General features: G+C 65.3%; 24 protein-coding genes. 6 read left to right on the top strand and 18 right to left on the bottom strand.

What is annotated here, in order from left to right; all coding sequences use genetic code 11:
- Window positions 1-17 precede the first annotated feature (17 nt).
- Window positions 18-905: a UTP--glucose-1-phosphate uridylyltransferase GalU gene (galU, locus tag K8M09_RS13765; RefSeq protein WP_160785246.1), complete on the top strand. Its 888-nt coding sequence runs from the start codon at window positions 18-20 to the stop codon at window positions 903-905.
- A gap of 3 nt (window positions 906-908) precedes the next feature.
- Here galU and K8M09_RS13760 read toward each other — a convergent pair whose 3' ends face one another.
- Window positions 909-2372, bottom strand: a complete 1464-nt coding sequence (locus K8M09_RS13760; RefSeq protein ID WP_160785247.1) for an outer membrane beta-barrel protein — start codon at window positions 2370-2372, stop codon at window positions 909-911.
- Window positions 2373-2520: 148 nt separating this feature from the next.
- On the opposite strand from K8M09_RS13760, the gene K8M09_RS13755 reads away from it, so the two are divergent.
- Window positions 2521-3516: a KpsF/GutQ family sugar-phosphate isomerase gene (locus K8M09_RS13755; protein ID WP_160785248.1), complete on the top strand. Its 996-nt coding sequence runs from the start codon at window positions 2521-2523 to the stop codon at window positions 3514-3516.
- On the opposite strand, the gene K8M09_RS13750 is transcribed toward K8M09_RS13755, so the two are convergent.
- The 9 genes from K8M09_RS13750 to K8M09_RS13710 all read right to left on the bottom strand — a co-directional run bounded on the left by K8M09_RS13750 (window position 3513) and on the right by K8M09_RS13710 (window position 14049).
- The gene (locus tag K8M09_RS13750; RefSeq protein ID WP_160785249.1) at window positions 3513-3980 is read right to left on the bottom strand and encodes an NfeD family protein; all 468 of its coding nucleotides are present in this window, start codon (window positions 3978-3980) and stop codon (window positions 3513-3515) included. The genes K8M09_RS13755 and K8M09_RS13750 overlap by 4 nt on opposite strands.
- A gap of 2 nt (window positions 3981-3982) precedes the next feature.
- Window positions 3983-5008, bottom strand: coding sequence for an SPFH domain-containing protein (locus tag K8M09_RS13745; RefSeq protein WP_160785250.1), 1026 nt, complete (start codon window positions 5006-5008; stop codon window positions 3983-3985).
- Between the two features lie 89 nt (window positions 5009-5097).
- On the bottom strand, window positions 5098-6126 hold the full coding sequence (hemH, locus tag K8M09_RS13740; RefSeq protein ID WP_160785251.1) for a ferrochelatase: 1029 nt from the start codon (window positions 6124-6126) through the stop codon (window positions 5098-5100).
- Window positions 6127-6251: 125 nt separating this feature from the next.
- Window positions 6252-8105 carry a 5'-nucleotidase C-terminal domain-containing protein gene (locus K8M09_RS13735; protein ID WP_160785252.1) on the bottom strand — a complete coding sequence of 618 codons (1854 nt, stop codon included), beginning with the start codon at window positions 8103-8105 and terminating at the stop codon, window positions 6252-6254.
- A 164-nt stretch (window positions 8106-8269) separates the two neighbouring features.
- Window positions 8270-8644: an outer membrane lipoprotein Omp10 gene (gene omp10 / locus K8M09_RS13730; protein WP_160785253.1), complete on the bottom strand. Its 375-nt coding sequence runs from the start codon at window positions 8642-8644 to the stop codon at window positions 8270-8272.
- Window positions 8645-8818: 174 nt separating this feature from the next.
- Window positions 8819-10270 (bottom strand): homospermidine synthase, encoded by a 1452-nt coding sequence (locus K8M09_RS13725; protein WP_160785254.1) that lies wholly within the window; start codon window positions 10268-10270, stop codon window positions 8819-8821.
- Window positions 10271-10420: 150 nt separating this feature from the next.
- On the bottom strand, window positions 10421-11035 hold the full coding sequence (locus tag K8M09_RS13720) for an aminotransferase class IV family protein (RefSeq protein WP_229341895.1): 615 nt from the start codon (window positions 11033-11035) through the stop codon (window positions 10421-10423).
- Window positions 11020-12177: an aminodeoxychorismate synthase component I gene (locus K8M09_RS13715; RefSeq protein ID WP_160785256.1), complete on the bottom strand. Its 1158-nt coding sequence runs from the start codon at window positions 12175-12177 to the stop codon at window positions 11020-11022. Before K8M09_RS13715 ends, K8M09_RS13720 begins: the two co-directional genes overlap by 16 nt.
- A gap of 18 nt (window positions 12178-12195) precedes the next feature.
- Window positions 12196-14049, bottom strand: coding sequence for a M3 family oligoendopeptidase (locus K8M09_RS13710; protein WP_160785257.1), 1854 nt, complete (start codon window positions 14047-14049; stop codon window positions 12196-12198).
- A gap of 165 nt (window positions 14050-14214) precedes the next feature.
- Between K8M09_RS13710 and K8M09_RS13705 the strand changes: the two genes are divergently transcribed.
- Together K8M09_RS13705 and K8M09_RS13700 are read left to right on the top strand one after the other, a co-directional pair.
- On the top strand, window positions 14215-15744 hold the full coding sequence (locus K8M09_RS13705) for a sigma-54-dependent transcriptional regulator (protein WP_160785258.1): 1530 nt from the start codon (window positions 14215-14217) through the stop codon (window positions 15742-15744).
- A 196-nt stretch (window positions 15745-15940) separates the two neighbouring features.
- Entirely contained in the window at window positions 15941-17716 is a 1776-nt protein-coding gene (locus K8M09_RS13700) for a DUF882 domain-containing protein (protein ID WP_160785348.1), read from the top strand.
- A gap of 73 nt (window positions 17717-17789) precedes the next feature.
- On the opposite strand, the gene K8M09_RS13695 is transcribed toward K8M09_RS13700, so the two are convergent.
- The 3 genes from K8M09_RS13695 to K8M09_RS13685 all read right to left on the bottom strand — a co-directional run bounded on the left by K8M09_RS13695 (window position 17790) and on the right by K8M09_RS13685 (window position 19273).
- Window positions 17790-18056: a DUF2312 domain-containing protein gene (locus tag K8M09_RS13695; protein WP_160785259.1), complete on the bottom strand. Its 267-nt coding sequence runs from the start codon at window positions 18054-18056 to the stop codon at window positions 17790-17792.
- Window positions 18057-18168: 112 nt separating this feature from the next.
- Window positions 18169-18474: a DUF1244 domain-containing protein gene (locus K8M09_RS13690; protein WP_160785260.1), complete on the bottom strand. Its 306-nt coding sequence runs from the start codon at window positions 18472-18474 to the stop codon at window positions 18169-18171.
- 10 nt (window positions 18475-18484) lie between these two features.
- Window positions 18485-19273 carry an N-formylglutamate amidohydrolase gene (locus K8M09_RS13685; RefSeq protein ID WP_160785261.1) on the bottom strand — a complete coding sequence of 263 codons (789 nt, stop codon included), beginning with the start codon at window positions 19271-19273 and terminating at the stop codon, window positions 18485-18487.
- Window positions 19274-19437: 164 nt separating this feature from the next.
- On the opposite strand from K8M09_RS13685, the gene K8M09_RS13680 reads away from it, so the two are divergent.
- Both K8M09_RS13680 and pyk read left to right on the top strand, forming a co-directional pair.
- Window positions 19438-19944 (top strand): DUF1036 domain-containing protein, encoded by a 507-nt coding sequence (locus K8M09_RS13680; protein WP_229342374.1) that lies wholly within the window; start codon window positions 19438-19440, stop codon window positions 19942-19944.
- Window positions 19944-21383, top strand: coding sequence for a pyruvate kinase (gene pyk / locus K8M09_RS13675; RefSeq protein ID WP_160785263.1), 1440 nt, complete (start codon window positions 19944-19946; stop codon window positions 21381-21383). Before K8M09_RS13680 ends, pyk begins: the two co-directional genes overlap by 1 nt.
- A 6-nt stretch (window positions 21384-21389) precedes the next feature.
- On the opposite strand, the gene K8M09_RS13670 is transcribed toward pyk, so the two are convergent.
- The 5 genes from K8M09_RS13670 to purE form a co-directional block, all read right to left on the bottom strand.
- Entirely contained in the window at window positions 21390-22397 is a 1008-nt protein-coding gene (locus tag K8M09_RS13670) for an alpha/beta fold hydrolase (protein ID WP_160785264.1), read from the bottom strand.
- Window positions 22398-22472: 75 nt separating this feature from the next.
- On the bottom strand, window positions 22473-23075 hold the full coding sequence (locus K8M09_RS13665; RefSeq protein ID WP_229342371.1) for a tetratricopeptide repeat protein: 603 nt from the start codon (window positions 23073-23075) through the stop codon (window positions 22473-22475).
- Window positions 23076-23158: 83 nt separating this feature from the next.
- Entirely contained in the window at window positions 23159-23284 is a 126-nt protein-coding gene (gene ykgO, locus K8M09_RS13660) for a type B 50S ribosomal protein L36 (protein WP_119256688.1), read from the bottom strand.
- 148 nt (window positions 23285-23432) lie between these two features.
- Entirely contained in the window at window positions 23433-24491 is a 1059-nt protein-coding gene (locus K8M09_RS13655) for a 5-(carboxyamino)imidazole ribonucleotide synthase (protein WP_160785266.1), read from the bottom strand.
- Complete coding sequence (purE, locus tag K8M09_RS13650; protein WP_160785349.1) at window positions 24488-24955, bottom strand: 5-(carboxyamino)imidazole ribonucleotide mutase; 468 nt, start codon at window positions 24953-24955, stop codon at window positions 24488-24490. The genes K8M09_RS13655 and purE overlap by 4 nt, the downstream gene beginning before the upstream one ends.
- Between the last annotated feature and the right edge of the window lie 8 nt (window positions 24956-24963).

Raw genomic sequence — 24963 nt, 5'->3', positions numbered from 1 at the left:
GGCGCAACGAGGTGAATATGTCGCAGGCACGCAAGGTTCGCAAAGCAGTCTTCCCGGTGGCCGGTCTCGGCACACGCTTCCTTCCGGCGACTAAGGCCGTTCCGAAGGAAATGCTGACGGTCGTGGACAAGCCGGTGATCCAGTATGTGGTCGATGAGGCGCTGGATGCCGGCATCGAGCACCTGATCTTCGTGACAGGCCGCTCCAAGGCGGTCATCGAGGACTATTTCGACATTCAGGTCGAGCTGGAGCAGACGCTGCGCCAGCGCAACAAGACCGCCGAGCTGACGCTGCTGGAAAGCATCCTGCCCGTCGCCGGCTCCACCAGCTTCACGCGCCAGCAGGAGCCGCTCGGTCTCGGCCACGCCGTCTGGTGCGCCCGCGAGCTGGTCGGCAACGAACCCTTCGCCCTCCTGCTTCCCGACATGATCATGAAGGGGGAGAAGGGCTGTATGAAGGGTATGGTCGAGCTCTTCGAGCATTCCGGCGCGAATGTCATCGCCGTCGAGGAATGCGCGCCCGACCAGACGCACAAATACGGTATCGTCGGCGTAGGCGAGAAGATCGGTGACGGCTTCGCCATCACCAAGATGGTCGAGAGGCCGCCGCAGGGCACCGCGCCGTCGAACTTCTTCATCAACGGCCGCTACATTCTCCAGCCGGAAATCTTCCAGATCCTTTCCACGCAGGAGCGCGGCGCGGGCAACGAGATCCAGCTCACCGACGCCATGGTGAAACTTGCGGTCGAGCAGCAGTTCGCGGCCTATCATTTCCGTGGCGAGACCTATGACTGCGGCGCCAAGGATGGCTTCATCCTCGCCAATATCGCCTTTGCGCTGGCGCGCGCGGATATCCGCCCGTCGGTCGAGGGGCCGCTGCGGGATCTGGTCGCCAGCCTGAAATAAGGCTCAGCGGCGCAGGACGAGACCGATGCCGGCGCGCGTGACGCCGGTGTCGGACGTGCCGCGCTGGCGCGTCAGCTCATAGGAGACGTCGCCGGTCATCGCGAGCCAGCGATTGATATTCCAGGTGATGCCGGTGCCGACCAGATAGATTGTCTGGTTCGGATTTCCGGCATTCTTGAAATCGCGCAGCGTATACGCGGCGCTGAGGCGCGCCACGAGATTTTCCCGCAATTCATGCGTCAGTTCCGAGGTCGCCTCGTAGGAGACGTAGCCGCTCTGGCCGGCGGCGGTCGACGGTTCGAGTTCCGTGGCGAGGCCGAGCCGCAGGTCGGTGCCGCGCTGCGGCGACCACTGGACCGTGCCGTCGAGCGTCAGCGCGTCGAGCGTGACAAGGCGGGTGTCGTCGAAGCGCGCACGCTCGTAGCCGAGGCCAAGGTCGCCGCGCAGCTTTTCGCCAAGGTCCAGTTCCACGCCCGCCCGTCCGCCGAGCGTCGTCGCGGAGCGCTCGTATCCGAGCGAATCGTATTTGTCGTCGTAGCTTGAGCGTCCGACGGAGGCTTCCAGATAGGGGATCAGCGCGGGCGACAGTTCGTAGCCGACGCGGCCCGTCAGGGTGCCCTCGGTATAGTTGCGGTCGGAAAGGACGAGCTGGCTGCCGTCGGCAAGCGTCGCCGAACCGTAGGTCCGGCGCTCGACCTCGGCGCCGATCGTGCCGCGGATCAGGCCGAAATCGCGCGTGACGCGGGCGCCGGCCGAATAGGTGTGAACCCCGGACTGGGCGGTTGCGCCATTGATCGCGTTGGGATCGCTGGAGCTTTCCCGCTCGAAATCGTAACCGGCGGTGATGTTGGCGATGGTGCTGTCGCTGAGGTCGAGCCTCAGGTCGGTATCCAGCCGCAGCCGCGGCTCGGTCTCGCCGGTGCCGCTGATATTGCGCTGGTAGATGCCCTCGGCCTCGACGGAGAGCTGGTGGCGCGACCAGTCCGAAACCAGCGACCCGCGAAGGCCGGTCTGGGAATAGGTGCGGCGCGTCGTGACGCCGCCGCTGCTGTTCTTCTCGTGGCCGAGGTTCTGCGAGATCGAGGGGCGCAGGATGAAGGAGCCGACACGAATGCCGGTCGGCTCGTAGGGATTGCCGAAATTGCTGCGCGCGCCGTCGACGCTGCCTTCGCGCGCATTCATCTGCTCGGTCTCGCGCCCCGTGCGGGCGAAGGTATCGCCCTCGTCGGTGATGGCGGGTGTGGAGGCCGTGGTGGTGGCGTCTGGTGTTATCGCCGCCGGATCAATGGTTTCCGTCGTCGCAGTAGACAGGGGATCGGTCGCGGCCGCCTGCTGGCCCGCAAGCGGTGCGGGGAAGGCGGAGGTGTTTTGCTGGGCGAAGGCGGGAGCGGAGACGAGCACGGTCCCGGCGAGCAGAAGCCCGGCCAGTCGCCGTGTCGGGCAGGGCGAAAGCGCCCCGCGTTCCATTCCGTTCGCCTCTTGCATGCTCGGTCCGCGATTCTCGAATTTCCTAAGCGAACGTAAACCGTCGTGGTTAACGCTTGGTTGCCGCGGGCGGCCAATGCGTGCCAATGTTCTCAATGGACAGGTCCGGGCAAAAGCGCTAACGAGGCGCATGATCACGAGACAGGCCAAAGTTGACGGCGGTGGCGCAATCGCCTCCGCGATGCGGACGATCGAAACCGAAAAGGCGGGGCTTGTCGCCCTCGCGGCGGCGCTGGAAGGCGACCTGCACGATCCCTTCTGCGATGCGGTGCGCCGCATCGGCGACAGCGCCGGGCGGGTGATCGTGACCGGCATCGGCAAGTCGGGCCATATCGGCGTCAAGATCGCCGCCACGCTCGCCTCCACCGGCACGCCCTCCTTCTTCGTCCATCCCGTCGAGGCCAATCACGGCGATCTCGGCATGATCGGGCGCGACGACGTCATCCTGGCGCTCTCCTGGAGCGGCGAGACCGCCGAATTGCAGGGCATCGTCTCCTATTCGCGCCGTTTCTCCATTCCGCTGATCGCGATGACCTCCGGAGAGCGCTCGGCGCTGGCGCGCGAGGCCGATACGGTGCTGCTGCTGCCGAAGGTGCAGGAAGCCTGCCCGCACGGGCTGGCGCCGACCTCTTCGACGCTGATGCAGCTTGCGCTGGGCGATGCCATCGCCGTGGCGCTGCTGGAGGCGCGGGGCTTCACGGCCACGGATTTCAAGACGTTCCATCCGGGCGGCAAGCTCGGCGCGAGCCTTTCCCATGTCGGCGACATCATGCATAGCGGCGAGAACATGCCGCTGGTGGCGCTCGGCACGTCGATGCCGGAGGCCGTGCATCTGCTGGCGCTGAAGCGTTACGGCTGCGTCGGCGTCGTCAATGGCGAGGGCGTGCTGGTCGGCATCGTCACGGACGGGGATATCGCGCGCAACCTGTCGCGCAATCTCGCCGAACTCATTGTCGATGACGTGATGACGCGCAGCCCCAAGACGGTGAAGCCGGCGACGCTGGCGACCGCTGCGCTCGGCCTTCTCAACCAGCACAATATCTCGGCGCTGATCGTTACCGACGAGACCTTCCGTCCCGTCGGCATCGTGCATTTCCACGATCTGCTCAGGATCGGCGCGGCCTAAGCACCCTCAACGGCTTCCACCGTCAGGTCGCGGCCGTTGCTGGCGGTGACGCGCACGCGCGTGCCGACCGGCAGGTCCGGTCCCTGGACGCTCCACATCGTATCGTCGAGGCGGATACGCCCGCGGCCTTCGCTGATCGGCTGCTCCAGCGTCGCGGTGCGGCCGACGAGGCTCTGGCCGCGCTGGTTGAGATGCGGCTGGTCGCTGGTCTCGCCCCGCGCGCTGACGATGCGCCGGCCGACGAGCGCGGCGACCAGCGACAGCACGGCGAAGACCAGCCATTGTACCTGCCATGTCCAGAACGCCTGCTCCCAGAGAAGCAGCGAGAGCGCGCCGGTGACGATGGCGGCGATGCCGATCCAGACGAGGAAGACGCCGGGCAGCAGCACTTCGAGGATCAAGAGGACGATGCCGAGGACCCACCAGGCCCAGGGGCCGAGTTCGGCGGCGATGCTGTGGATCATGCTCACGTCCCCTGCGGCGGCGTGTCGAACGGGTTGCGGAAGGCGGGCGTGGACGCAGTCGTCGTCGTGGCGGGACGCGCACGCTGCGTGTTGCCGGCGGGCGCCGGGCCGTCGCCGAACACTTCCCTGGCGATGGCGCCGATGCCGCCGAGCGAGCCGACCAGCGAGGAGGCTTCCATCGGCATCAGCACGATCTTGGAATTGGGCGCCTTGCCGATCGCGGCCATGGCCTCGGTGTATTTCTGCGCGACGAAGTAGTTGATCGCCTGCACGTTACCGGCGGCGATGGCCTCGGAGACCATTTTCGTCGCCTTGGCCTCGGCCTCGGCAAGACGCTCGCGCGCCTCGGCGTCGCGGAAGGCGGCTTCGCGCAGGCCCTCGGCCTCCAGGATGGCGGATTGCTTGGCGCCCTCGGCGCGGAGAATCTGGGCGTTGCGCGAGCCTTCGGCTTCAAGCACCTGCGCGCGCTTCTCACGCTCGGCCTTCATCTGCCGCGCCATCGAATCGACGAGGTCCTTCGGCGGGGCGATGTCCTTGATCTCGACGCGGGTGATCTTCACGCCCCAGGGATTGGCGGCCTCGTCGACCACGCGCAGGAGCTGGTCGTTGATCTTGTCGCGGTTGGAGAGCAGTTCGTCGAGGTCCATCGACCCCATGACCGAGCGGATATTGGTCATGGTGAGGTTGATGATGGCATGTTCGAGATTGGCGACCTGATAGGCGGCCTGCGCCGTGTTGAGCACCTGGTAGAAGGCGACGGCATCGGCGGCGACGCTGGCATTGTCGCGGGTGATGACTTCCTGCGTGGGAATGTCGAGCACCTGTTCCATCACGTTCATGCGCGAGCCGATGCGGTCCATGAAGGGCACGATCAGGTTGAGGCCGGGCTGGAGCGTGCGCGTATAGCGGCCGAAGCGTTCCACCGTGTACTGATAGCCCTGCGGGACGGTCTTGATCCCGGCAAAGAGGATCAGGATCACCAGGATCACAAGGGCGACGACGACGATATCCACTCCGGCAAAATCCATATTCTTTTCTCCAAAAGGCATTGCGGCTTTACTGTAGGCAATACGGCCCACGGTGCCAGTCTATTTGAGCGGGAGGAAAATTATCGCGATCAAATCCAGCCGGAGAGTTCGCGCCGCACGACCGCCTCCAGAACGGCCATGCCCTCGGGTGAATCGTTGAGACAGGGAATGTGCGCGAACTTCTCGCCGCCATTGTGCAGGAAGCTTTCGGCCGCCTGCTCGGCAATCTCCTCCAGCGTTTCCAGGCAATCGGAAACGAAGCCGGGATTGAGCACGGCGATGCGCTTGACGCCCTCCTGCGCCAGCTTTTCCACGGTCTTGTCGGTATAGGGCTGGAGCCATTCCTCCGGCCCGAAACGGGACTGGAAGGTGACGACGAGCTTTTCCTCCGACCAGCCGAGCCGCTCGCGCAGCAGGCGCGCGGTCTTCTGGCACTGGCAGTAATAGGGGTCGCCCTTCTCGAAATAGCTCTTGGGAATGCCGTGGAAGGAGGTCAGCACCTTTTCCGGCTCCCAGTCGAGCGTCGCAAGGTGCTTCTCGATGGAGACGGCGAGCGCGTCGATATAGGCCGGGTCGTCGTGATAGGGCGGCACGGTGCGCAGCGCCGGCTGCCAGCGCATCTTCAGCAGCGTCTCGAAGGCCTTGTCGTTGACGGTCGCCGTCGTGGCGGCGGCATATTGCGGATAGAGCGGGAAGAGGACGATGCGCTCGCAGCCTTCCTTCTGCAGATGCTCCATGCGCGAGGCGATGGAGGGCTGGCCGTAGCGCATGGCCCAGTCGACGACGACGCTCGGATGATCCTTGAGGGCTTCGGCCATCAGTTCCGCCTGGCTGCGGGTATAGGTGCGCAGGTAGCTCTCGTTGCGGTCCTTGTTCCAGATCGTCTCGTAGGCCTTGCCGACCTTGCCGGGGCGCGTGTTGAGCACGATGCCGAAAAGGATCGGATACCAGGCGATACGCGGCCACTCGATGACGCGCTTGTCCATCAGGAATTCCTTCAGGTAGCGCCGCATGGATGTGTAGTCCGTGCCGTCGGGCGTGCCGAGATTGACGAGCAGCACGCCGACCTTGCCATGCTTGACGGGCGGATGGGCGGCGGGCTTGGCGGCGATGTCCATGGCGGTTCCTGTACGTGCGGGTGTCGTTCTATACGCGGCGAGGCCGGTCCGTTCAGAACGGTTCTAAAAAGAAATGCCGGTCCGGGAAAGCCCGGACCGGCAGAAAAAGTTGAGACGAATTGTCCTTATTTGGCCGGGATCGACAGCTCCGTGCCGACATGGAGCGCACGCGGGCGCGGATTGCCGTTGGCCTCGGCGATCCGGCGCCAGAACGCGCCGTTGCCGTAGGCCTCCGTCGCGAGGTCCCAGAGCGTGTCGCCGCGCGCGACGACATGCTTGCCGCCGGCCGTGGCCGCCTGCGCGCCCGCTGCCGCGCCTTCGGCCGGCTTGGCCGCCGTGTCCGTGGTGGCCGCGGGCTTCGCCTCGGCGTTCGCCGATGCGACTTCCGTGATGCGGCCGTCGGTATAGGGCTTGTAGGGGCGATGGGCGGAGAGATAGTCGGCGACGACCAGTTCGAGGTTCGGACCGAAGTCGTAGGCGTTCATGCCGGCCTTGGCGAAGACGGAATAGCCGTCGCCGCCCGCGCGCATGTAGTTGTTTGAGACGACGCCGTAGGTCTTGGCGGGATCGAGCGGCACGAAGGCGTCGCCCTCCTTCACCTCCACCGAGACGATGCGGCTGCCGGCCGGCTTCGACCGGTCGAAGGTATATTTCAGGCCGGCGACCTGCGGGAAGCGGCCCGCGCCTTCCTCGATCTGGCTGAGGCCGTTTTCGAGGGCGGCGAGAAGATCGGCGCCCTTGAGCTGGAAGGTCGCGACGGTGTTCTGGAAGGGCAGAACCGACAGCACCTCGCCCATGGAGACCGGGCCGCCGTCGATGGACGAGCGCAGGCCCCCGCCATTGGTGATGGCGATGGTCATGCCCTGGTCCTTCGTGCGGTCGAGGATGGCGTCGGCCACGAGGTTGCCCATGGGGCATTCGGCGGCGCGGCAGACCTCGCGCGAGCCGTCGATCGGCTCGGCGGCTTCCGCGACGATCTTGTTCTTCAGTTCCTCGATGGGGCCGGCCAGTTCCTTGATGCGGGCGAGGACGGCTTCGTCCGGCTTGATCCTGGAATCGAGGAGGATCGGTTCGCCCGAGGCTTCCTTCACCACGCCGGCGTCGTCGAAGACGACCTTGAGGTTGCCGAGATATTTCGTATAGGCCCCGGCCTGCACGACGGGCACCTTGTAGCCGCCGGGATTGTCGACCAGCGTCGGATAGGGGCCTTCGGCCTTGTCCGAGGTGTTGGAGAGGAAGGTGTTGGTGTGGCCGCCGACCACCACGTCCACATCCGCAATCTTGGCGATGGCCTCGAGGTCGCGCGGATAGCCGACATGGGTGAGGGCGACGATCTTGTCGACGCCCTGCTTCTTCAGTTCGGCGACGGCGGCGGTGATGTCGGCGACGTCGTTGCCGATCAGCACGTTCGGGCCGGGGGAGGAGAGTTCCGCCGTGTCGTTGGCGACCGCGCCGACGATGCCGATCTTCTGGCCGCCCTGCTCGATCACGGTGAAGGGCTTGATGCGGTCGCCGATCTTCGAGCTTGCGCCGGCGGCGACATTGGCGGTGACGACAGGGAACTGGATCTTGTCGAGGAAGGTGGCGAGGCCGTCCTCGCTGTCGTCGAATTCATGGTTGCCGACGGTCATGGCGTCGAACTTCATGAGGTTGAGGAACTCGGCCTCCGTCGCGCCCTTGTAGGTGGTGTAGAAGAGCGAACCCTGGAAATTGTCGCCGGCATTGAGGAGGAGAACGTTCTTGCCGGAAAGCTTCTCGCGCTCGGCGTCGATGGCGGCCTTCAGGCGCGCGACGCCGCCGAAGCATTCGCCCTTGCCCTCTTCTTCGGCCGAGCAGGTCGAATCGAACTTGTTGATCGCCTCGATGCGCGAGTGCAGGTCGTTGATATGCAGGATGTTCAGCTCGTAATCCGCAAGCGCCGAGCCGCCGGAGAGCGCGATGATGGAAGCGGCCAGAAGGCCGGATCGGAAAATCGTCATGGTCCTGTTCTCCTCGTTTGCCGCGATCCCTGTCGGGCGGGCGGATGTTTCCACCGCTCGCCGGCAACTTCAAGAGAAAAGAGGTCCGGCCGGAAGGCGGGTTCGTTTGACGGTTAAAACGAAAAAAGGGCCTTGCGGCCCTTTCATCGCGATATCGTTTCGTCTCAGACGCGGCGGGCGAGGGAGAACTGTGCGCCTTCCGCCGTCGTGCAATTGAGCTGGCTCTGGCTGACGAGCGCGCAATTGACCTTCGACTGCGTGTTGCGTACCAGCGAGGTCATGTTGATCTCGACCAGCGTCGGCGAGGTGTTGACATAGGTGCCGGAGGCCAGAAGCTGGTTCGTGTCGGTCGTGCGCGTCGTGAAGGTGCCGGCCGCGAAGGTCGAGACGATGCCGTTCGGATCCACCCAGGCGCCTTCGACGCCCGTCGGTGCGGGCCGCTGGGCTACCGGCATGTCGTTGCGCGGGGCGCGCTCCGTCTGGCAGGAGGCGAGCGCTACGGCTGCGGTGAGCAGGCCCAGGGCTGCGATTGGCTTCATGTCAAGTCTCCCAAGGTCACGGCGGCGCAAAGCACCCGTTCGTTTCGCCCGAACATGCCGTGAAGAAAAGCCGAAAGCAAGACGCGCCGCCCGGCGAATGAGCATTATCCCATTGGAAGCGAAGACGCCCGCGGCAATGCCGCGGGCGTCTTCGTATCGGGGCGCGAGGGCCGTTCAGCGAACGAGAACGTTCTTGAACTGCCAGGGATCCTTCGTGTCGAGGTCTTCCGGGAAGAGGCCCGGGCGGCCGTCGAGCGGGGTCCAGTCGGTGTAGTGGCCTTCGACCGGGCCGAGATAGGGCGTCTGCACTTCCAGGCAGCGCTTGTAGTCGACCTCGTCGGCCTCGACGATGCCGGCCTTCGGGTTCTCAAGCGCCCAGACCATGCCGGCGAGCACGGCGGAGGTCACCTGCAGGCCGGTCGCGTTCTGGTAGGGAGCGATGCGGCGGGTTTCTTCCAGCGACAGGCGCGAGCCGTACCAGTAGGCGTTCTTGTCGTGGCCGTAGAGCAGCACGCCGAGTTCGTCGACGCCGTCCACCAGTTCGTTCTCGTCGAGCACGTGCAGGACCGGCTGCTGGTTGCCGCCGTTGCCGAACATCTCGTGCAGCGACAGCACGGCGTCGTTGCAGGGGTGGTAGGCGTAGTGGCAGGTCGGGCGATAGGCGACGTCGCCGTCCTTGTCGCGCACCGTGAAGTAGTCGGCGATGGAGATGGACTCGTTATGGGTGACGAGGAAGCCGTATTGCGGGCCGGGCGTCGGGCACCAGGAGCGAACGCGCGTATTGGCGCCGGGCTGTTCCAGGTAGATGGCGGCCTTGCAGCCCTTCTTCTGCTTCTTGGCGTTCTTCGGCATCCACTTCTCATGGGTGCCCCAGCCAAGCTCGGCTGGCTGCAGGCCTTCCGAGATGAAGCCTTCGACGGACCAGGTGTTCCAGAAGGTGTTGAAGGGCTTCGGGTTGCGGGTGCGCTGGGTGTCGCGCTCGGCGATGTGAACGCCCTTGACGCCGACCTTCTTCATCAGCTTGGCCCAGCCTTCGCGGTCGTCCTGCGTCGGCTCTTCGAACTTGATGTCGAGGTCGCGGGCAAGGTTCAGCAGCGCCTGCTTGACGAACCAGGAGACCATGCCCGGGTTCGCGCCGCAGGTCGAAACGGCGGTCGTGCCGCCCGGATGCTTTTCCTTTTCCTTGCGCAGGGTTTCGCGCAGGGCATAGTTCGTGCGGTCGGCGTTCTTCATGTCCTTGTCGAAGTAGAAGCCGAGCCAGGGTTCGACGACCGTATCGATGTAGAGCACGTCGAGCTTGCGGCAGAACTTGATGAGATCGACCGAGCCGGTATCGACGGAAAGGTTGACGCAGAACGCCTGGCCTTCGCCTTCCGTCAGGAGCGGCTTCAGGAGGTCCTTGTAGTTCTCCTTGGTGACATGCGCCTTGACGTGGCGGACGCCGTGGCGGGCGAAGATCTCGGCGTCGGCGGCGTCCTCGCGCGGCTCGATGACGATCAGCCGGTTCCGGTCGTACTTGAAGTGGCGCTCGATCAGCGGCAGCGTGCCGCGACCGATGGAGCCGAAGCCGATCATCACGATCGGGCCGGTGATTTCGCCATGTACCGGATAGGTGCTGTCTGCCATTTGGTTCTCCTGCGGACGGCCGCTTTGTGCTGAAAATTCAGGGGTTCAGAGGCCCCTTAGCATAATATGGCAGCGCTAGAGCACAGATTTCTGTCACAATAAAGGGCGGCCGGATATTTCTGCGGCGATATGCTTAAGCTGTCGTCTGCTTCAGGCGAGGACGCAGCGGATCAGCCCGCGCAGCGAGTTGCCGATGAGGACCGCGCCGCGCGAAAGGTCTCCCGGCCGCAGCACCTTCTCGACGGCCTTGCCGGTTTCCAGCAGTTCCTCGCGCAGCACGCCCGCCAGCAGCCCGGAGGCGAGCGGCGGCGTCTTCAGGGGACCGGAACCGTCGTCGAGGAACAGCGAGGTGATGGTGCCCTCGCAAAGCTCGCCGCGTTCGTTGAGGAGAATGACCTCGTCGGCCTCCGTCGCCGGGAATTCGGCGCGGGCGGCGGCATAGAGGGCGCGACGGGATGTCTTGTGGCGCAGCAGCGGGTCGGTGGACGTGAGGCGGGTGGCGGCGAGTTTCAGGCGCCACCTTGCATCTGCTGCAAGGGGCGTGAAGGCGGCGGTCTGCAGGTCGATCCGGCCATCCGCGAAGAGTTCGAGGCGGATGCGCAGGGCGGAGGGAGAGAACGTCGCCGCCAAAGCATCCCGTGCTCCATCCGCCCCCGGCAATCCCAGCGCCTCCGCCGACCGCTTCAGCCGCGCCAGATGCCGTTCCAGCCGCACGAAGCCGGCTTCCGGCTCCCAGCGCAGGGTCTCGATCAGCGAGATATCCATTGATCCCCCACGGCAAAGCGCGCCTTCAGCAGGCATTCCTCATACTCCGCCTCTGCGGTGGAATCGAAGACGATGCCGCCGCCGACATTGAAGACGGCGTTGCCGTCCTCCAAGAGCGAGACGGTGCGGATGGCGACGTTGAAGCGCATCGTGCCGTCGGGCGCGATCATGCCGATGGCACCGCAATAGGCGTCGCGCGGGCCGTCCTCCAGATCGTGCAGGATTTCCATGGCGCGCATCTTCGGCGCGCCGGTGATGGAGCCGCAGGGGAAGAGGGCGGCGAAGATGTCGCGGATGGAGATGCCGGGCGTCAGCTTCGCCCGGACATGGCTGACCATCTGGTGTACGGTCGGGTAGGTCTCGACGGCGAAGAGCTTTGGGACGTGCAGCGTGCCGACCTCGGTGATGCGCGAGATATCGTTGCGCAGGAGGTCGACGATCATGCGGTTTTCCGCCTGCGTCTTCGGATCGGCCTGCATGGCGGCGATGATGCGCGCGTCCTCGGCCGCGCTGCCCCCGCGCGGCGCGGTGCCCTTCATCGGATGCGTCTCGATCCAGCCGTCGCTGTCGATATCGAAGAAGAGTTCCGGCGAGCGGGAGAGGAGCTTTGGCCCGTCCAGCGAGACGAAAGCGCCGTAGCGCACCGGCTGGCGCTCGATCAGCGACCAGAAGGCGGCGAGCGGGTCGCCGTTCCAGCGGGCGCGGATCGGCATGGTGAGGTTGGCCTGATAGCAGTCGCCCTGCCGCAGGTGTTGATGCAGACGGTCGAAGCGGCTGCGGTAGGTCGTGAAATCCCAGTCGGCTTTCGGCTCGGTGAGGAAGGGTTCGTTCTCGATCCGCTGGCGCGGCGTTGCGAGCGGATGATCCTCCGCCGGCTTTTCGAAGATGCCGAAGCTCATCAGGGGCGTCGGGCGGTTTTCCTCGGCGAGCGGGGCCAGCTTCCTCTCGAAGAGATGGCCGGCCTCATAGCTCATGAAGCCGGCGATCCAGTGGCTCTTTTCATGCGCGGCCTGCAACGCCGCGAAGGCCGGCTCGAAGCCTGCGCGCTCGCGCACGGTGACGACCGCGATCGGATCGGCGAAAACCACCGTCCGATCCTCACGGTCGTCCCTGAGGAGCACAAAGCGTTCGCGGTCGGTCATGCGGGCTTCCGGCTTCTTTTAAGATGACGCCTTATCAAGCGCTTCCAGTTCGTCGATCAGCCCTTCGATCATCGACAGTCCCTTGCTCCAGAACGACGGATCGCTCGCGTTAAGGCCGAAGGGCTTCAGGAGTTCGGAATGATGCTTGGTGCCGCCGGCCTTGAGCAGGTCGAAATACTTCGCCTGGAAGCCGGCCTCGGCCTGTTGGTAGACGGCATAGAGCGAATTCACCAGGCAATCGCCGAAGGCATAGGCATAGACGTAGAAGGGCGAGTGGATGAAGTGGGGAATATAGGCCCAATAGGTCTCGTAGCCCTCGGAAATGCGGATCGCCGGGCCAAGGCTTTCGCCCTGCACGGAGAGCCAGAGTTCGCCGATCTGGTCGCTTGTGAGTTCGCCTTCCTTGCGGGCGGTGTGGACCTTGCGCTCGAATTCGTAGAAGGCGATCTGGCGCACGACCGTGTTGATCATGTCCTCTACCTTCTGGGCGAGCATGGCCTTGCGCTCGCGCTTGTCCTTCGTCCTGTCGAGCAGGCTGCGGAAGGTCAGCATCTCCCCGAAGACGGAGGCGGTCTCGGCGAGTGTCAGGGGCGTCGAGGCCATCAACGCGCCCTGGCCGCCGGCCAGAACCTGATGCACGCCATGGCCGAGTTCGTGGGCGAGCGTCATCACGTCGCGCGGCTTGCCCATGTAGTTGACGAGAACATAGGGGTGCGCCGAGGGCACGGTCGGATGGGCGAAGGCGCCCGGGGCCTTGCCGGGGCGCACAGGCGCGTCGATCCAGCCCTTGTCGAAGAAGTCCCTGGCGATGGCGGCCATTTCGGGTGCGAAGGCGCTGTAGGCGGAAAGCACGGTGTCGCGCGCCTCGCTCCACGGGATGGTCGCATCGGGTGTCTCGGGAAGGGGCGCATTGCGATCCCAGTAGTCCATCTGCTCCATTCCGAGCCACTTCGCCTTCATCGCATAATAGCGATGGGAGAGGCGCGGATACGCTTCGCGCACGGCTTCCGCCAGCGCCGCAACTACTTCCGGCTCGACGCGGTTGGCGAGGTGCCGGCTGTCGGCGATGTCCTCGAAGCCGCGCCAGCGGTCGGAGATTTCCTTGTCCTTCGCGAGCGTGTTGGTGATCAGCGTGAAGGTGCGGATATTGTCCTTGAAGGTCTTCGCCAGCGCCTCGGCCGCCTTGCGGCGGGCCTCGCCATCGGGCGACTGGAGCTGGTTGAGGGCGATTTCCAGCGGCAGCTCCTCGCCGTCGATCGTGTAGCGCAGCGAGGCCATGGTCTCGTCGAACAGGCGGTTCCAGGCAGCCGCGCCCGTCATAGACTTCTCGAGGAAGAGCTGTTCCGTCTTGTCGTCGAGCTGGTAGGGCTTGTCCTTGCGCAGGTCCTCGATCCAAGGGGCGTAGTGTGCGGCGAGCGCGTCGTTCTTCAGCGCCGCCTCGATGCGCTCGTCCGCTATCCTGTTGAGTTCAAGGGAGAAAAACAGAAGATGCGCGCCGAGATCGGTGAGCTTGGCCTGCGCGTCGCCGTAGAACTTGCCGTTGGCCGGTTCGGTCGTGTTGGTGAAATAGGTGAGGCCCGCGAAAGAGATGAGGCGGCCCATCAGGTCTTCCAGCGCCTCGAATTCGCGCACGGCCGCGCCGATGCCCTCGTCGCCGGTCTTTTGCGTCGCGGCGTCGAGCTTGCCCTTCCATTTCGCCTCGAAGGCGAGCGAATCCGCTTCGGCCTTCTTCATGTCGTCCTTGAATTCGGCCGAGGCCGGTGAGGGATAGAGGTCGGCGAGGTTCCAGCCGGGCAGGTCGCCCAGTTCGGCGGCGGCTGCGGCTTCCGCGGTCGCGAAATCGATCCGGGGTTCAAGGAAAGTGCGGTTCATCGGGTATCTCTCTTCCTGATGGCAGGTCGGGTTCATTGCTTGCGTCGGCGTTGGTTAAAATGCAAGCCTTTCTCAAAACGGCATGTTCAACCCTTTCTGCCATGGTCCGCTGGTATTCAGTTCCCTTGGGCGTGCATGACGCGCGCCTTCGGCAAGGAGGTTCCAGTGACGGCCCATATTCTTGTCATCGATGACGATCCTGTCCAGCGCAGGCTCCTGAAGAACATGATCGAGCGCTTCGGTCATGTCGCCCATATGGCCGAAAACGGCCGCGCCGGCCTCGACCTGCTCGATCGCAAGGGCGGCCTGATCAATGTGATCCTGCTCGACCTGATGATGCCGGAAATGAACGGCTCGGCCTTCCTCGACGTGCTCGCCGAGCGGGAGAACACCATTCCCGTCATCGTGCAGACCGGGCAGGGCGGCATCGAGACGGTGGTGATGGCGATGCGCGCCGGGGCCTTCGATTTCGTCGTGAAGCCGGTTTCGCCCGAGCGCCTGAATGTCGCCGTCGGCAATGCCCTGAAGATGGACCAGCGCGAGGGGCGCGGCCGCGGCGGCCGGCGGGGCCGTTCGGAGGCCGTGCATTTCGACGATATCGTTTCGGCCAGTTCCGAGATGCTGCGCGTCATCGAGCTTGGCCGCCGCGCCGCGCAGTCGAACATCCCCGTCGTGCTGGAAGGCGAGTCGGGCGTCGGCAAGGAAATGGTCGCGCGCGCCATCCAGGCGGCGAGCGAGCGGGCGAACAAGCCCTTCGTCACCGTCAATTGCGGGGCCATCCCGCACAATCTGGTCGAAAGCATCCTGTTCGGCCACGAGAAGGGCGCCTTCACCGGCGCGAGCGAGCGCCATACCGGCAAGTTCATGGAGGCCGATGGCGGCACGCTGTTCCTCGACGAGATCGGCGACCTGCCGCTCGAGGTGCAGGTGAAGCTGCTGCGCGCCGTGCAGCAGGGCGAGATCGAGACGATCGGCGCGCGCTTCCCGCAGAAGGTCAATGTCCGCCTCATCTCGGCGACGAACCGCGACCTCATCACCGAGGTGCGCGAGGGGCGCTTCCGCGAGGACCTCTACTACCGCCTCAACGTCTTCCCGATCACCATTCCCGCGCTGCGCCGGCGCAAGGAGGATATCCCGGTTCTCGTGCGCGCCTTCGTGCAGCGCTTTGCCGGGGAGCAGAAGCTCGCCCGCCCGCTCGGGGTCTCGGCCGGCGCCATGGCGCTGCTGACTGCCTATGACTGGCCGGGCAATATCCGCCAGCTCGAAAACGCTATCTTCCGTGCGGTCGTGCTGTCCGAAGGGGCGGAGCTGACGGCCGCCGATTTCCCGCAGATCGCCGCGCAGGTGCCGGGCTACGGGCTGGCCGAGGGCGGGGCCGCGACGTGGGAAGCGGCGAGCGTGCGCCTGCCGGACCCGACCGCCGATACCCGCCTGCCGAACGTCTATCCGGACTTCCGGCCGGCCGAATCAGTGGAGGCCGCATCCGCCGAAAACGCCATTTCCAGCGTCGACAAGGGCGGCCATGTGCGCAAACTGGCCGATGTGGAAGAGGAACTGATCCGTTTCGCCCTGAAATTCTATCATGGCCAGATGAGCCAGGTTGCCCGCAAATTGGGCATCGGACGCTCGACTCTCTATCGGAAATTGAAGGATTACGGCATCGATCCGGATGACCCGATGAAGGAAGCTGCGTAAAAACCCCTGAAATCCCGGCCACTTGGGATTTCTCGATTGCCGTTTATTCCCTGTTAGTGGATTGTTCACTATAACGGGGGTGCGACAAAGAGTGTGGCGGATTTGCCATGCTCTCACCGCAATTGGCAGTCATCTGGGACAACGGACGTTCGTTGTCCTTCGGACGGGGAAAGAGTTGGCAAATTTGTTCGCATCGATGAAGCGCCAGGGGGCCTCCCTGAGCGGCCTCTGCAAGACAGTGCTGCATAAGCTGCCGAAGGCGTTGACCACGGCCGTGCTTTCCGCCGCCCTGATCCTGCCGGCTTCCATCCCCGCGACGGTGCAGGCCGAGAGCGGCAACCGCACGCTCAAGCTCTACTTCATCCATACCAAGGAAAAGGCCGAGATCACCTTCAAGCGCAACGGGCGCTACGATCAGCGCGGCCTCAAGCAGCTCAACACGTTCCTGCGCGACTGGCGCCGCAACGAACCCACGAAGATGGACCCGCGCCTCTTCGACCTCGTCTGGGAAGTCTACCAGAAGGTCGGCGGCCAGGGGTATATCAACGTCGTTTCGGCCTATCGCTCGCCGGCGACGAACGGTATGCTGCGCTCGCGCTCCAAGGGCGTCGCCAAGAAGAGCCAGCACATGCTCGGCAAGGCGATGGACTTCTACATTCCGGGCGTCAAGCTCGCGAACCTGCGCGCCACGGCCATGAAATTCCAGGTCGGCGGCGTCGGCTTCTATCCCACCTCCGGCTCGCCCTTCGTCCATCTCGACGTCGGCAGCGTGCGCGCCTGGCCGCGCATGAGCCGCCAGGAACTCAGCCGCCTCTTCCCCGACGGCAAGACCATGCACGTGCCGGCGGACGGCAAGCCGCTGCCGGGCTACCAGCAGGCGGTGGCCGACTACAAGCGCCGCGTCGGCGCGGACACGATCGAGGTTGCCGGCGGCGGTTCCAGCCCCAAGGCGTCCAAGCGCAAGGGCGGCTTCCTTGCCGCGCTCTTCGGCGGCGGCGGCGACGAGGATGAAGAACCCGAAATGATCGCCAGCACCGCGACCATCGCGGACGAGTTCGACGCAAGCAATCCGGGCGGCTCCAAGGCGAAGATCGTCGAGGAAACGCAGCCCGCCGTCACGGCGGCCGAGACGGAAGTCGCCTTCAACGCGCCCGTTCCGGGCAACCGTCCGGCCTTCAAGTCCGCCGAGGCGACGAGCGAGCTTGCCCTTGTCGCGCCGACGACGAGCGGCGCCGTTGCGGCGCTGGAAGCGGCGACGACCGAGGAGCAGAAGCCTGAATTCGAGGATCTGGCCGCCTACAAGGTGCCGGTTCCCACGATGCTTGGCGCCCGCACGCAGGCCGGCGACGCGCAGCCGGGCGAGACCATGACGGCGGAAGCCGCAGCCGAGGACGGCACGGAGCTGGCCATGGTTCCGGTGCCGGGCCTGCGCCCGCAGGTCGAGCTGGACAAGTCGCAGACGGCGCTGATGGCGGCCGCGGAGGCGCAGGTCGTCCTGCCGTCCACCGCCGACCGTTCCGGCCTTGCCGCGCTTGCCGATCCCGTGGCCGATCCGGCGACGGACCAGTCGGGCGGCACGCCGGTCGAGATGGCCGCGCTGCTTCCGGCGGGCGGCACCCGCTCGCTTTCCGGTTCGGATGCGTTCGACGCGAAGGCGGTCGAGGAAACGCCCTCGAAGGGTGGTCGTCCGAAGAAGAAAGATGCCGATGCGGCCAGCCGCGGGGCGATCCGCACGGAGCCGAAGGCAACGCAGAAGATCCTGTCGCAATGGGCGCTCGCCCAGGACAGCGTCTCGGCCAACGCCAAGCCGGTCAAAGCGCCGCGCTTCGTCAGCCGCACGCTGCGCGCCGCGCCCACGACCGTCTACATGGCCGGCTTCCAGTCCGAGGGCAAGTCGATCGACTCAGGCCGGTTCAGCGGCACGGCGGTCAACTTCATGGAAGTGCGCAAGTTCGAGACCGCCGGCAACTGACCGGCAGGCATATCTCCAATAAAAAACCCGCCGGAGCGATCCGGCGGGTTTTTCTTTGCGCCGTGCGGGCGGCTTATTCGGCGTCCGGCGGCAGCTCGATCATGCCGAGGGCCTGCAGGTAGGTGTCGAGGATCGCTTCCTGCTCCATGCGCTCGTCCTTGTCCTGCTTGCGGATCTGGATGACCTTGCGCAGGATCTTCGTGTCGAAGCCGGTTCCCTTGGCTTCGCCATAGACGTCCTTGATGTCGTCGGCGATGGTCTTCTTTTCTTCCTCGAGGCGTTCGATCCGCTCGATGAACGCGCGAAGCTGGTCGCGTGCTACGCCGTGGGCATCCGACATGGTCTTCTCCTTGGATGGCTGGAAATTCGAAAGGTGCCGTGACTTGCCGCGAACTTCCGGCAAGATCAAGGCTTATCGCGCATTCGTTCAGGATTTTCGCGCGCCGCCGGCATCATTCCTTCGGGCGGTTGACCTCGAAGGCCGCAAGCTGCTCCCCGCTCGCCTCGCGCTGGTGAAGCGCGCGCCATTCCTCGTAGGGCATGCCGTAGACGATCTTACGGGACGCTTCCTTGTCGAGCGGGACGCCGGCCTCGTTGGCCGCCTCGCGATACCAGTTCGACAGGCAGTTGCGGCAGAAGCCGGCAAGGTTCATCAGGTCGATGTTCTGCACGTCGCTACGCTCGCGCAGGTGTTTGACGAGACGCCGGAAGGCGGCGGCTTCGAATTCGGTCTGCTGGTCTTTGGTAAGGTCGCTCATCGTCTCGGTCTCAATAGGGTCCGGTGCGGGAAGGGTGTATCTCGTATGTGTGCAGGGCCTCGTCCGCGTTCAACCGGGCGAAGACCGGCGCCAGCCGGTCCACCCAGCGGGCGATGCCCGCCGCATCGCCGATCTCGTCCTGGCGGATCTCGATCAGCGCATGGGCGATGCCCGGCTTCATGCAGTGCCGGAAGAGGGTGTCGCCGCGCAGCGCCCCGTCATATGGCTCGTTGTCGCCCACCACCACATCGCCGGGCGCTTCCAGCGCGTCGAGCAGCGGATGCACGGCGCGCGGATCGCTGTCCCACAGCACCGTCACCTGCCAGGGGCGGGGAACGCCCTTCCAGGCCGGCGTGAAGGAATGCATGGAGATGACGAGCGGGGCCTTGCCGGTCCGCTCCGCGACCGCACCGATCGTGCGGGACACGGCATCGTGATAGGGGCGGTGGAAGGCTTCCAGCCGGTATTGCCATTCTTCCGGCGTGATCGGATGATTGCCTGGAATGATCGCGCCGTCGGAAATGCGCATGACGAGCGTCGGGTCGTCCTCGCCCCGGTTGGGATCGATGAGGAGGCGGGAGAAGCGGCTCATGACGACCGGCGCGTTCAGCCGGGCGTTGAGGCCGCGCACCACGCCCTCCACGCCGATATCGTAGGCGATATGACGCTCGAAGGCGCTTTCCGGCAGGCCGAGGCGGCCGTAGCGTTCGGGCAGAAGGTTCGTCGCGTGGTCCGCGAGGATGACAAGCCCGAGGCCCGGATCGCCGTCGATGATCTCGAAAGGAGGATAGTCCTGCATGCTTTTGCCGATTGTACGCCGCACCCCGCGAGTGATCGCATGGGGCGATCCGCCCCGCAACCCGCAATGCTTGGCGTTCGGGAAAGATTCCTTCTCTTTTCATGACAATGTAATCGATTAGAGCCGCGTTGACATTCATGCCCCGCCGTCGCAAGAAAGCGCATATTCAAATCAACGGAGTTCCATTGGAAGCCGTGAGAGCCAAGACCCATCGCCCGTTTTTCCCGAAAGCCGGCGGCCTTCTCCAGGCCGGCCTCTTCCTCGTCGCGGGTTTTCTCGCCTTTTCCGTCGCGGATGAGGCGAGAGCCGATTTCCGCGTCTGCAACGGCACGCAGAACCTCGTCGGCGTCGCCATCGGCTACCGCGCCAAGGAAGGCTGGGTGACCGAGGGCTGGTGGCAGGTGCCGGCCACGACCTGCGCCACGCTGATCGAGGGCGAATTGCAGTCGCGCTACTATTATCTCTATGCCGAGGACGCCGCGCGCGGCGGCCGCTGGACCGGCGACGTCAACATGTGCGTTGCCGAGAACGAGTTCAAGATCACCGGCGTCGAGGACTGCTTCGCACGCGGTTTCCAGCGCATGGGCTTCAAGGAATATGACACGGGGCGGCAGGGAAGCTGGATGGTGCAGCTTTCCGACACGCCAGGGACGCAGGAGAGCCAGAACTGATGAGACGGAACAGAAAAGTCAAAATCCTCGCCACGCTCGGACCCGCATCGTCTGACGAGCAGATGATCCAGAAGCTGCATGAGGCGGGAGCAGACCTGTTCCGCATCAATATGAGCCACGCCAGCCATGACGTGATGCGCACGCTGATCAGCCGCATCCGCGCCGTGGAAGCCCGCTGCGGCCGGCCGATCGGCATTCTCGCCGACCTGCAGGGGCCGAAGCTGCGCGTCGGCAAGTTCGCCAACGGCTCGGAAGAGCTGAAGCCCGGCCAGACCTTCACGCTCGACAACAAGGACGTGCCCGGCGACAATACCCGCGTGTTCCTGCCGCATCCTGAAATCCTCGAGGCGGTCAAGCCCGGCCATCGCCTGCTGATCGACGACGGCAAGCTGCACCTGCGCGCCGAGAGCGCCGATGGCAAGTCCATCGTCTGCACGGTCGTCTCCGGCACCAAGATTTCCGACCGCAAGGGCGTCAGCCTGCCCGACACGCTGCTCGGCGTGGGTGCGCTGACGGAGAAGGACCGCATCGACCTCGACGCCGTTCTGGCGACCGGCAGCGTCGACTGGGTGGCGCTCTCCTTCATCCAGCGTCCGGAAGACCTTGCCGAAGTGCGCAAGGTCGCGCGCGGCCGCGTCGGCCTGATGTCGAAGATCGAGAAGCCGCAGGCCATCGAGCGCATCGACGAGATCATCGAGCTGTCCGACGCCCTGATGGTTGCCCGTGGCGACCTTGGCGTGGAAATGCCGCTGGAAGCCGTTCCGGGCCTGCAGAAGCAGCTCATCCGCGCCTGCCGCCGCGCCGGCAAGCCCGTCGTCGTCGCCACGCAGATGCTGGAATCGATGATTTCCGCGCCGGTGCCGACGCGCGCCGAAGTCTCCGACGTCGCGACCGCCGTGTTCGAGGGCGCGGACGCCGTGATGCTGTCGGCCGAATCCGCTTCCGGCGACTATCCGGTCGAGGCTGTCTCCACCATGGCGTCCATCGCCAGCAAGGTCGAGCGCGATCCGCATTATCCGGGCATCATCTATGCCCAGCGTTCGACCCCGGAAGCGACCGGCGCCGACGCCATCTCGCTTGCCGCGCGCCAGATCGCCGAGACGCTGAAGCTGTCGGCCATCGTCTGTTACACCTCGTCGGGCACGACGGGCCTGCGCACCGCGCGTGAGCGGCCGGATACGCCGGTTCTGGCGCTGTCGCCGGTCATCGAGACCGCGCGCCGCCTGTCGGTCGTCTGGGGCCTGCACTGCGTCGTCACGGGCGATGCGGAGGACCTCGACGACATGGTCAACCGCGCCTGCCGCATCGTCGTTGCCGAAGAGTTCGGCAAGCCGGGCGACCGCATCATCATCTCGGCCGGCGTGCCGCTGCGCACGCCCGGCGCGACGAACATGCTGCGCATCGCCTATATCGCCGCCGACGGCGTCAGCGGCGTCTGACAGAGCCTATTGCGCGTGATCCTTCGCAAGGCGGGCCTCGGTCCGCCTTGCCGATTCCTGGAGGTCGCGTTCTTCGCCGGCGATCCTCTCCAGCGCCTCGACGGCAAGGTCCGTGACGACATAATCCGGCTTGTGGCCGAGATTGCGGATCCACACCAGTTCCGACCCCGCTATGTCGCGCGCCAGCCCCACCGAATGGATTTCCTCATAGACGATCCCGTCCGTATCGCCGGTGACGATGACCGTGGGCGTGCGGATTTCGCTGTAGCGCGGCTGTGTGCGGCGGACATAGGCGAGCAGGCTCGCGACGTCGATGGCGTTGCTGCGGAAGGTTTTCGGGCGCAGCACGAGGGCCGGGGCCGTCGCCTCGATATAGTCGTCCGGGCAGGCATTGGGGGCGAAGACGGACCGGGTGTCGCCCTTAATGCGCAGAAGGCCGGCGGGCATGGCCACGATATGGCTGAAGAGCCAGCCGATCACCGGCCGTTTCGCAAGATCGTAATACCAGTCGATGCCGCCCGGCCAGGGATGCGTGGCGGGAGCGAGGAAGAGCAGCCCCGCCGTCTTTTCCGGATGCTCCAGCGCGAAGCTCGCGGCGATGGCGCCGCCGAAGGAGTGGCCGACGACGATGGCCTTTGCGATTCCGCGCTTTTCCATCAGCCGCGCGATGGCGCGGGCCTGCCCGTCGGGAAAGGCGTTCTCCGCCCCGCCGCGTTCCGAATAGCCATGGCCGGGGCGGTCGAGGAAGAGAAGGTCGGCGCGGCCTTCGAGCTTCTCCCGGAAGGCATGCATCTGGTCGCGCAGATTGCCGCTCGCGCCGTGAATGAAGACGATGGGCGGCAGGTCCACCGCCCCGCCGGCCGGCACGAACACGCTGTTCATGCGCAGGCCGCCGATATCGATCAATTCGCCGATATTCGGGAATCGCCGTTCGAGCGCCCGCGTCTTCCATGCCGAGAAGGCGAAGCTGGCGATGAGGAGGGTGAGGGGCGTGGCAAGGAGGGCTGTCAGCATGGGCGACGGGAAGGGGCAGGGAGCGGTCCGGTTGGCTTCTGATAGCCGATCCGCGCCGTCCGCGCTACCGACGGGTCAGGTGCGCTGGCCGGTCAGCTTTTCCGCAAGGTCTCCGAGTTCCTTCTGTGCGTCCCGCTCTGCGGGATAGAGATCGAGGACCTTTTCCAGCGCCTTCAGCGCCATCTCGTCGCGGCCGGTCTGCTCCATGATCGCCGCCATGCCGGCAAGGGCGCCGAAATGGCGCGGCTCGATCCGCAACACCTGGTTTATGTCCGACATGGACTTGCGGTAGTTGCCGCTCTTGAAATGCAGGGTCGCGCGGCGGTTCCAGCCCTCGACATAGTCGGGCTTCAGGCGAATCGCCTCATCGAGAAAATCGAGCGCGGCGGCGTTGTTCTCCTCGGAGATCGCCTTGTCGGTCCACTGGATCAGCAGGTTGATCGTGGCGCTGCCCGATTCCTGCCATTCGCGGCGGATTTGGTCGGCGATGCTTCTGGCCTTGTCGGGATCGCTTTCGCGCTTCAACTCGCTAAAGAGCGTATCGAGTCGCTGGGCGGGTGTGGTGAAGGCGCTGGAGGAGGTGTCGAGCGAAGCCTTGTCCGCCGTCTGCGCAAGCGCGCCGGTGAGGGAGAGGGACAGGCAGAAAGCGGTAAGCATGAAAAAGCGCATGGCGGTTATGGTAAACCGCCATGCGCCAACTTCAAACGATTATTTGTCGATCATCGCTTTCCGCAAGGCGGAAAGGCGACCGCGACGCTTGATCAGCCCTGGCGGGCCTTGAAGCGCGGGTTCTGCTTGTTGATGATGTAGACACGGCCCTTGCGGCGAACAAGGCGGTTCTCGCGATGACGAGCCTTGAGCGACTTGAGCGAATTCTTGATCTTCATTTTTCTGATCCGCGTATTTCGGGGCGACTCGAGTTCGCCGGATTTCCTCAATCAAAAACGCGCCGTTTCGGGCGCGCTTTCGGGTTGGCAGGCATGTAACCCGTGATATTTCCTCTGTCAACCGTGGGAGCCGGTTTTCCAGCATCCCTCAGTCGAGAATCTGGGTGATATGCCCCATTTTGCGGCCGGGACGGGCCTCCGTCTTGCCGTAGAGGTGGACGAGCACGCCGGGTTTTTCCAGCCAGGCGGGCACGTCGTCGATGTCGTCGCCGATCAGATTCTGCATCACGCAGTCCGAGTGGCGGCGTGGATCGCCCAGCGTATGGCCGGCGACGGCGCGCATGTGCTGCTCGAATTGCGAGACGACGCAGGCCGCTTCCGTCCAGTGGCCGGAATTGTGTACGCGGGGCGCGATCTCGTTGGCGACCAGCCCACCGTCCGGCAGGACGAAGAACTCGACGCCGATCACGCCGACATAGTCGAGGCTGTCGAGAATCGCCCGCGCCGCCTTGCGCGCCTGATCCGCCGTCGTTTCGCTGACGCGGGCGGGTAGGGTGGAGGTGTGCAGGATACCGTTGCGGTGGACGTTCTCCGCCGGGTCGTAGCAGGCGATGGTGCCGTCGCGGTCGCGGGCGGCGATGATCGAGACTTCCCGCTCGAAGGGCACGAGGCTTTCTAGGATCAGCGGCACGCCGCCCAGGGTTTCGAACGCGCCTTCGCGGCTTTCGGCGGGTGAGCGGAAGAGGCGCTGGCCCTTGCCGTCATAGCCGAGGCGGCGCGTCTTGAGCACGCCGACACCGCCGAAGGCGTCGAGCGCGGCTTCCAGATCGGCCTGGCTGTCGACGGCGGCGAAATCGGCGGTGAGGATGCCGCAATCGCGGATGAAGCTCTTTTCGACCAGCCGGTCCTGCGAGACTTCCAGCGCGCGCGGCGGCGGGAAGACCGGGACGGATGCCGCCAGCTTTTCGGCGGCGGTGACGGGCACGTTCTCGAATTCGTAGGTCACGACATCGCAGATGCGGGCAAGTTCGGCAAGCGCATCGGGGTCGTCATAGGGCGCGACGATCTGCGCATTGGCGACCTGCGCGGCGGGGCAGTCGGGCTGCGGCTCCAGGACGACGATGCGCAGGTTGAGCCGCGCGGCGGCCATGGCGAGCATGCGGCCGAGCTGGCCGCCGCCGATGATGCCGATGGTGCGCACGCTCATAGCGGGCCGTCCACGGGATATTCGGCAACAGCGTTCGACTGGTTCTCGCGCCATTCGTCGAGACGGTGGGCAAGTTCGGGGTCACTGAGGGCCAGCACGGCGGCGGCGAGCAGCGCGGCGTTGACCGCGCCGGCCTTGCCGATGGCGAGCGTGCCGACGGGAATGCCGGCCGGCATCTGCACGATGGAGAGCAGGCTGTCCTGACCGGAAAGGGCCTTGGACTGAACCGGGACGCCGAAGACCGGAAGGGGGGTCATCGCCGCGGCCATGCCGGGCAGATGGGCCGCGCCGCCGGCGCCGGCGACGATCACCTTGAAGCCCTCTGCCTTGGCGCCGCGCGCGAAGCTGTAGAGCCTGTCGGGCGTGCGGTGCGCCGAAATGATGCGGGCCTCGTAGTCGACGCCGAGCGCATCGAGCGTATCGGCGGCGTTCTTCATCGTCTCCCAGTCGGACTGGCTTCCCATGATGATGG

The organism is Shinella zoogloeoides (assembly GCF_020883495.1).
Lineage (GTDB): Bacteria > Pseudomonadota > Alphaproteobacteria > Rhizobiales > Rhizobiaceae > Shinella > Shinella zoogloeoides.
The sequence above is the reverse complement of the archived record's forward strand: the minus strand, read 5'-3'. Positions and strand labels throughout refer to the sequence as shown.